Origin of the sequence: Modestobacter excelsi (assembly GCF_005930495.1) — a bacterium.
GTDB lineage: Bacteria > Actinomycetota > Actinomycetes > Mycobacteriales > Geodermatophilaceae > Modestobacter > Modestobacter excelsi.
This window is the reverse complement of sequence record NZ_SJEX01000134.1, coordinates 1-6,291: the sequence shown is the minus strand read 5'-3', so window position 1 is coordinate 6,291 and position 6,291 is coordinate 1. Positions and strand designations below refer to the sequence as shown.

The following is a 6,291-nucleotide window of genomic DNA, read 5'->3' as shown; positions in this document are numbered from 1 at the left end:
CGACCTGCCCCGCGCCCCCCGCGACCACGCCGGCACCGCCCTCGCGGCCGGCACCGGCGTCCTGCTCGGCTCGCTCGCCCTGGACCCGGTGTTCGCCGCGCGGAACTGGGTCCCGCCGGTGGTGCTGGCGGTCGCAGCGGTCGCCCTCGGCGGCATCGCGCTGCGTGCCGGCTTCGGCCGGCTGCTGGACCAGCAGGGCCCGGGCTCGGGCCTGCTCGGCACGCTCGGGCGCGTCGCCGTCCCGCTGGGCCAGCTGCTGCTGGTGCTGGTCGTCCTCGGCCGGGTCTTCGCCCCCGACCACCTGCTGCTGGGGCTGCTGCCGACCCCGAGCAGCATCGCCGACCTGGCCGGGGTGCTCGCCGACGGCGTGGACGAGATCGCCGAGCAGGCGACCCCGGCGCTGCCGCTCGACGGCCTGGTCGCGCTGACCACGCTGTTCGTCGCGCTGGTGGCGCTGGCCGCCGACCTGCTGGCGGTCCCCGCGCGGCAACCGGCCCTGGGCGGCCTGGGTCTGCTCGTCCTCTACTGCGTCCCGGTCAGCACGGTGACCGGCAGCGTCGCCTTCCTCTCCTTCGCCGGCCCGGCCTGCGGGTTCGCCCTGCTGCTGTGGGCCGACCAGCGCGGCCGGCTGGTGGACAGCGCACGCGGCGGCAGCGGCTCCCCGCTGGGCACCGCGACCCTGCCCGCACTGCGCGCCGGGGTGATCGCCCTGGTGGCCGGCGTGGTGCTGCCGGTGTTCGTCCCCACCCTCGCGGAGGGCTCGCTGGCCAGCGGGTTCGGCGGGGCCGGCACCGGCAACGGGCTCGGCTCCTCGCTGGACCCGGTCGCCGAGATGGCGGGCCAGCTCAACCGGCCCGAGCCGATGGACCTGCTGCGGGTGAACGCCACCGTCGAGGACCTGGGCTACCTGCGAGCGGTCGCCCTGGACGAGTACGGCGACAACGGCTGGCACATGTCCAACCTGGACGGCGAGGAGTCGATCGCCGACGACCCGACGCTCGCCCCGCTCCCCCGGGACGAGGCCAGCCGGGAGGTGCGGGCCCGGGTCACCGTCCTCGGCCACGACGACCAGTTCCTGCCGGTGGCCTACGCCCCGCAGCAGGTCGAGGTGGCCGGTGACGACGACGCGTCCTGGCGGTTCGACCAGGCGGGGTCGACGATCTACGGCCGCGACGTCACCACCGGTGGTGCGACGTACGACTTCTCCGCGGAGCAGCCCGAGCCGACGGTGGAGGACCTGGAGGCCGCGCCCGAGCTGGCCGCCGACGACCCCGTGCTCCGGTACGTCGAGCTGCCGGCGATCGCCACCAGCGTCACCGACCTCGCCGCCAACCTCACCGCGGACGCCGGCACGCCCTACGACCGGGTGCGCGCCGTGCTGTCGCACTTCACCGACCCGGCCAACCGGTTCGTCTACAGCCTGTCCACCTCGCCGGGCACCACCGGCGACGACCTCGCCGACTTCCTGCGCCTCAAGCGCGGCTACTGCGAGCAGTACGCCGGGGCGATGGCCGTGCTGGTGCGGGCCGTCGGCGTCCCGGCCCGGGTCGTGCTCGGCTACACCCCCGGGCAGGTGCAGTCCGACGGCAGCCGGCTGGTGACCACGGACGACGCGCACGCCTGGGTGGAGGCGTGGTTCGCCGGGCTGGGCTGGATCCCCTTCGACCCCACCCCGATCGCCGCCGACCGGGCGGTGGCGCTGCCGTGGGCGCCGCGGACGGTGATCCCCGCCGACACCACCGCCGAGCCGACCGCCCCGAACGCCGACGTGCCGGTGCCCGCCGGCCCCACCGCCACCATCGACCGGGACGACCAGTACGTGCCCGTCGACGTCGAGGCGCTGCAGGACCGCCGCTCGCCGGCGCCCTGGTTCGCCGGGGGCGGCGGGGCCCTGGTCCTGCCCGGGCTGCTCGCCACACCGAGCGTCCTGCGGCGCCGCGTCCGGCGCCGGCGGCTGGCCGACGGGAGCCCCGGCGCGCTGTGGGAGGAGCTGCTGGCCACCACGGCCGACCTCGGCGTCGACGTGCCGGTCACCGGCACCACGCGCCAGGTCGCCCGCGACCTGGCCGAGTGGCTGTCCGGCACCGAGCCGGCGGCGGTCCCGGCGGTGCGGGCCCTCGCCCTGGCCCAGGAGCGGGCGGTCTACGGGCCGCCGACGAGCGCCGGGCCGGACGCCGGGTCGGCGGCGGCGCTGCGCACCGTCCGGCGGGCGCTGCTGCGGCGGGCCTCCCGGGGCCAGCGGCTGCGGGCGGCTGTGTGGCCGGCCTCGACGCTGGCCGACGTGACCGGCTGGCTGTCGGCCCACACCCCCCGGCGGCTCCGCGCCGCCTGAAGAAGTCGAAGGACCACCCTTCCCCCCACCCCTCGCAGGCTCGGCGCGGGCCCCTGAAGGGTGGCCGCTCCAGTACGTCACCACGTCACAGACGACAGCAGCCGCCGTCCCGGGGGACGGCGGCTGCGGGTGGGTGTGCGGGCTACTGGTCGTAGCGGCGGCGGAAGCGCTCCTCGAGCCGGTTCTTCAACGGCTGGCGGCGGGCCTTGGGACCCTTGCCCTGCGCGGGGCCGGGGCGGCCGGCCGGACCGGGAGCCGCACCGGGCTGGACGGCGCCGGTCGCGTTCTTGTAGTTGAGGATGCCCAGGACGGCGCCGGCGAACATGACCAGGAACCCCAGCACGCCCAGCGGCCAGAACTCCAGCGCCCCGACGACCAGGACGACCAGGCCCACCAGGACCAGGCCGATGCCGATCTGGAGCTTGCGTCGGGCCTTCTGACGGCGATCGCCGGTGCGTACCGTCGAAGCGAACTTCGGGTCGTCGTCGACGAGGGCACGCTCGATCTGCTCCAGCAGACGCTGCTCGTGCTCGGAGAGCGGCACGTCGACCTCCAGGTGCGCAGTGCAACAAGCCACCGGCGGCAGTCCGCCCGCGGTGTCACCGAGGATACGAGCCGATTGCGGGCGGCGAAAGGCGAGTCGTCGCCGACACACCTGTCCGGGCTGTCGTCCGCCCCACAGCGGTGCCCGCCGGGGTCGTGCGGCGGCTCAGCGACCCGTCCCCGGCGGGGGACGACGGCGGCTCGGACCCGCCCCGGGCACGTGCGTCCGGGTGATCAGCGTGGCCGGCCGGACCGCGCCGGCGCCGAACCGGCGGGCCGCCCGGTCCGCGGCCAGTTCGGCGTCGCGCCGGCCGTGCTCCCGCGCCCCCAGCTCGAGCTGCCGGGCGGTCGCGTCGGCCTCCACCAGCCCCTCGGCCCGGACGCCGACCAGCCGGATCCGCGCCCGGTCCAGACCCAGGGCGTCGAACAGCGCCCGGGCGGTGTCGTAGAGCTCCTGCCCGACGTCGGTGGGGACCTCGAGGGTGCGCGAGCGGGTGATCGTGGTGAAGTCGGCGAAGCGCACCTTGATGCTGACCGTGCGGGTGAGGTGGCCGGTCGAGCGCAGCCGCCCCGCCGTCCGCTCGGCCAGGTGCAGCAGCTCCCGGTGGATGACCGCCGGGTCGTCGACGTCGGTGCCGAAGGTCTCCTCCGCCCCGGTCGAGCGGTCGGGTTCGTCGGGCACCACCCGGCGCGGGTCGCGCCCCCACGCCAGCTCGTGCAGGTGCGCGCCGGCGGCCTGCCCGACGGCGCGCTGCAGGGTCCGCGCCGGGACGTGCGCCAGGTCGCCCACGGTGCGCAGCCCCAGCCGCAGCAGCACCTCCTCGGTCTTGGCCCCGACACCCCACAGGGCACCGACCGGCAGGGGGTGCAGGAAGTCCATGACCTCGGCCGGCCGGACGACCAGCAGCCCGTCGGGCTTGGACCGGGTGGAGGCCAGCTTGGCGACGAACTTGGTGCCGGCCACCCCCACCGAGCAGGTGATGCCCTGCTCGTCGAAGACCCGGCCGCGGATGTACTCGCCGATCGCGACCGGGTCGCCCAGCCGCCGTCCCGCGCCGGAGACGTCGAGGAACGCCTCGTCCAGGCTGAGCGGCTCGACCAGCGGGGTGATCGACCGGAACAGCGCCATGACCGAGCGCGACACCTCGGCGTAGAGGGCCATGTCACCCGGGAGCACGGTGGCCGTCGGGCACAGCCGCAGGGCCCGGGAGGTCGGCATGGCGCTGTGCACCCCGTACCGGCGGGCCTCGTAGGTGGCCGAGGTGACGACCCCGCGGTTGCCCGCCCCGCCGACGATCACCGGGGTGCCGGCCAGCTCGGGGTGCCGGCGGACCTCCACGCTGGCGAAGAAGGCGTCCATGTCGACGTGCAGCACGGTGCAACCGGTAGCGCGGTCGGACACCTGACACCCCCACTGCTTGTGTCGAACACGTGTTCGAGAGGCTAGCCGATCATGCGACCGCCCTCCACGCCGGCAGGCGCGCCGGACCTGACCCGGGTCGGGTCGTGACCGCGCGGTGTGCCGGGCCGCACGGTCCGCACCGGCCGACCCGTCGAGCCCCGGGTGGGGCACAACCGAGTGGGGCACCCACAGCAGGTGTGCGGCGACGATCGTCGCGGTAGAACTGCCCCAGGTGGTCTCCGTCCGGCGGCCACGACGACGACCATCGGAGGAGCCATGGCGCTCGACGACGACGACATGACCAGCACGGAGGGCCCGGCCGACGGCGGTGCCGAGGGCACCCCGGGTCACCACGACGGCGGCGCGGACGGCGGTGCCGATGGCGGTGCCGATGGCGGTGCCGATGGCGGTGCCGATGGCGGTGCCGATGGCGGTGCCGATGGCGGTGCCGATGGCGGTGCCGATGGCGGTGCCGATGGCGGTGCCGATGGCGGTGCCGATGGCGGCGCGGACGGCGGCGCGGACAGCGGGGCCGAGGGCCCGGCCGACTCGGGCGCGGCCGACGGCGGCGCAGCCGGTGTGCACGACGGCGGCGCGGACGGCTCGGCCTGAGCGTGCCTGACCCGGAACGGCAGGACCGGGCGTCGTCCTCCACCCCGGAGGGCGGCGCCCGCCCCGCGTTGCGTCGCTGCACCCGCGTCGACCCCGAGGTCTTCGCAGCGGAGCACTGGGCCCGCCGCCCGCTGCTCTCCACCGCCGAGCAGCTCGGCGGCACCTTCACCGACCTGCTGACCCTCGACGCGGTCGACGAGCTGCTGAGCACCCGCGGGCTGCGCACACCGTTCCTGCGGATCGCCAAGGACGGCGCCGTCGTCGACACGAAGCGGTTCACCAGCCCCCAGGGGGCGGGCGCCGAGGTCGCCGACCAGGTCTCGTCGGACTCGGTGCTGCGGCTCTTCGCCGAGGGCAGCACCGTGGTGCTGCAGGGGCTGCACCGGCTGTGGCCGCCGCTGATCGAGTTCGCCGGCCAGCTCGCCGCCGACCTCGGGCACCCCACCCAGGTCAACGCCTACGTCACGCCGCCGTCCTCGCGCGGGTTCTCCCCGCACTACGACGTGCACGACGTCTTCGTGCTGCAGGTGGCCGGGGAGAAGCACTGGACGATCCACGAGCCGGTGCTCGCCGACCCGCTGCGCACCCACCCGTGGTCCGACCGGGCGGCGGAGGTGGCCGCCGCCGCCGAGCGCCCGCCGGTGATCGACACCGTGCTGCGCCCCGGCGACGCCCTCTACCTGCCGCGCGGCTACATCCACTCCGCGGTCGCGCTCGGCGAGATCAGCGCCCACCTCACCATCGGGGTCCACTCGGTGACCCGGTGGGGTGCGGTCGAGTCCGCGCTGGACCTGGTCCGCACGCTGGCCGCCGACGACCCCGCGCTGCGCGGCTCGCTGCCGCTCGGGGTGGACCTCGCCGACCCCGGGGCCACGAGCGAGGACGTCGCCGCGGTGCTCGCCGGTCTGCACCGCTGGCTGGACCGGGTCGACCCGGCCGCCGTCGCCGACTCGCTGCGGGCCCGGACCTGGTCGCAGGTGCGCCCGGCCCCGGTGTCACCGCTGGCCCAGTCCAGCGCCCTCACCGCCCTGGACGCCGACACGGTGCTGCAGCTGCGCCCCCTGCTGCGGGCGCAGCTGCGGGAGCCGGTCGGGGACCGGGTGGCCCTGGTCGCCGGCCGCCGCACGCACGACCTCCCGGCCGGCACGCACCCGGCCCTGGCCGTCCTCCTCGCTGCCGGCGAGCTGAAGGTCGGGGACCTGCCCGGACTCGACGCCGCCGACCAGCTCACCCTGGCCCGCCGGTTGGTCACCGAGTCGATCGCGATCGTCCCCGACGCCCGCCCGGGCGGCGCCGTGCACGATGGAGACCGTGGCGGCCATCCCGGACGGTGAGCCGGCCGACCGGACCGGCTCGACCGGACCCGAGTCCTGCCGCGACCCGCACGCCCCCGCCCCCCGCT

5 protein-coding genes are annotated in these 6,291 nt (G+C 76.3%); 3 read left to right on the top strand and 2 right to left on the bottom strand.

Translation table 11 applies throughout. The features are described from left to right. The coding region (locus FHL80_RS24560) for a transglutaminase TgpA family protein (protein WP_138735949.1) at positions 1–2,332 on the top strand (2,332 nt) is incomplete at its 5' end. Between the two features lie 142 nt (positions 2,333–2,474). Here FHL80_RS24560 and FHL80_RS24555 read toward each other — a convergent pair. Both FHL80_RS24555 and dinB read right to left on the bottom strand, forming a co-directional pair. Further along, a complete protein-coding gene (locus FHL80_RS24555) occupies positions 2,475–2,876 on the bottom strand; it encodes an SCO2097 family morphological protein (protein ID WP_138735950.1) in 402 nt (133 codons plus the stop codon). Positions 2,877–3,041: 165 nt separating this feature from the next. After that, a complete protein-coding gene (gene dinB, locus FHL80_RS24550) occupies positions 3,042–4,277 on the bottom strand; it encodes a DNA polymerase IV (RefSeq protein ID WP_138735948.1) in 1,236 nt (411 codons plus the stop codon). A gap of 276 nt (positions 4,278–4,553) precedes the next feature. Here dinB and FHL80_RS24545 point away from each other — a divergent pair, with 276 nt between their 5' ends. Further along, positions 4,554–4,889, top strand: a complete 336-nt coding sequence (locus tag FHL80_RS24545; protein WP_138735947.1) for a BatC protein — start codon at positions 4,554–4,556, stop codon at positions 4,887–4,889. Between the two features lie 2 nt (positions 4,890–4,891). Continuing rightward, a complete protein-coding gene (locus FHL80_RS24540) occupies positions 4,892–6,223 on the top strand; it encodes a cupin domain-containing protein (RefSeq protein WP_138735946.1) in 1,332 nt (443 codons plus the stop codon). Positions 6,224–6,291: the final 68 nt, after the last annotated feature.